Below are 1,829 nucleotides of genomic sequence, written 5' to 3'. Positions count from 1 at the left end.
CCGCAGGAGTCGAGCGCCTTTCACTCCAATCAACAAGTTCCAAAATCAATAGTATTCATTACTTAATAGATGCACTTCTAATAATAACATGACTAAATTGTTTTTTCAGTCTTTTAACCCTTTAAAAAAGTAAATAAACCTATCTTCTAGAGACAGGTTTATACATCATACGTTAATTCATACTAATTTCAAAGCAATGGAAATGAATTAATGGATATCCCTTTTCTTAAAGCGCCCGCCTCGAACTTCGGATATATCAGCAATGGACAAAAAGGCATGAGGATCAATTTCCTCAACGATTGTTGTCAGTTTTGATTCTTCTAGTCGAGTGATGACACTAAAAATCACCTTCTTATCATCACCAGTATAAGCACCCTGCCCTTTTAAATATGTAACGCCACGACCTAAGCGTGCATTCACTGCATTTCCTATTTCTTCAGCTTCATCACTAATAATCCAAACAGATTTGGATTCCTCGAAACCGTCAACCACGGTATCAATTGCTTTTGCAGCAATAACATACGCTAGTAAGGAGTACATCGCCCGATCCCAGCTAAAAACAAATCCTGCTGCACCCAAAATAAAGATATTGATAAACATGATGATTTGGCCAACTGAAAACGGAACCTTTTTGGTAATCACCAGTGATAGTATTTCTGTTCCATCTAATGCACCACCATTGCGAATGACAACTCCGACGCCTATTCCCAGTATCATCCCGCCAAAAATCGTTGCAAGGAGGATATCATCAGTAAAAGCAGGTATTGGATGAAAGAGCGTAGTAAAAACAGATAAAACAATAATTCCATAAACAGTAGAAATGGCGAATGTTTTACCCATCTGTTTATAGCCTACATAAACAAAAGGAAGATTTAAAAGGAAGAGGAAGATACCAAGTTCCAAACCGGTTAAATGAGAGAGCATAATCGATATACCCGTTACGCCTCCGTCAATTACTTTGTTTGGGACTAAAAATATTTCTAGTCCGGTAGCCATCAATATGGCCCCTAGAGTAATCGAGAATGCCCGAAAGATTTTTTTACTTAAAGAAAGTTTTCGATGTTGAATCTTTCCATTTGCTAATTCTGCCACAAAACCACACCTTATCAAAAAGTTTAATATTAAAATTAGTATACCATTAAATCTTTCATAAAAATTGCGAGTAATATTTTTACTTTATTGAATACATTGAGATATTGCAAGTAAAAAACAACACTCTGATCATCAATAGACCAGAGCGTAAATATTTATCTAATTTAATTGTTTTCTTCTTTTCTGTCTTCTCTTTATTCGATAAAAAAAGACGAATCCTACTAGGATTAGAGTGATGCCAAGCAGAATATTTTGTTCCTTGTCCCCCTCCATGATTCCTGCGGGGATCAGGGACAACACAAAGAAGAAAATCAGATTCCCTAACATAGTGCCTATAATAAAATGTTTAAATCGAATTGAACTTAAACCACTGAGAATATTGATTAAGCTTGTAGGAATAAACGGGAAGATTCTTGCTTGAAACACAAATAAAAAACCGCTTTTCTCCATTTTCTCTAACAATTGGGGATTTGTTTTTTTCTGAACCCAATCATTAAAAAAATAACGGCTGCCATAAAACCAGATTCCTGCAGCGATGATACTTGTAAACCAGCTCCAAATAAGACCATTGAAAAATCCAAACAACGTATAGTTTATCGTAATGATAATAATAAGAGGAATAATCGTAAAGGAATTTTGAATAACCATGATCATAAATGTGAAGAAAAATTTTGAAAAGGTGTCTTCTTTTAATGATTCTGTAATGGAATCAAATTCACCATCTCTAAGTAATTGAA

At 34.8% G+C, this 1,829-nt stretch carries 2 protein-coding genes; both read right to left on the bottom strand.

What is annotated here, in order from left to right; genetic code table 11:
* Positions 1 to 207: 207 nt before the first annotated feature.
* Positions 208 to 1,092, bottom strand: coding sequence for a YitT family protein (locus V7124_RS02035; RefSeq protein WP_335409317.1), 885 nt, complete (start codon positions 1,090 to 1,092; stop codon positions 208 to 210).
* Between the two features lie 159 nt (positions 1,093 to 1,251).
* On the bottom strand, positions 1,252 to 1,829 hold a 578-nt coding region (locus tag V7124_RS02030; protein WP_335485398.1), incomplete at its 5' end, for a TVP38/TMEM64 family protein.

Origin of the sequence: Neobacillus niacini (assembly GCF_036961885.1) — a bacterium.
GTDB lineage: Bacteria > Bacillota > Bacilli > Bacillales > Cytobacillaceae > Neobacillus > Neobacillus niacini_H.
Note: the sequence above shows the minus strand (reverse complement) of the source record. Positions and strands in the feature narration are given on the sequence as shown.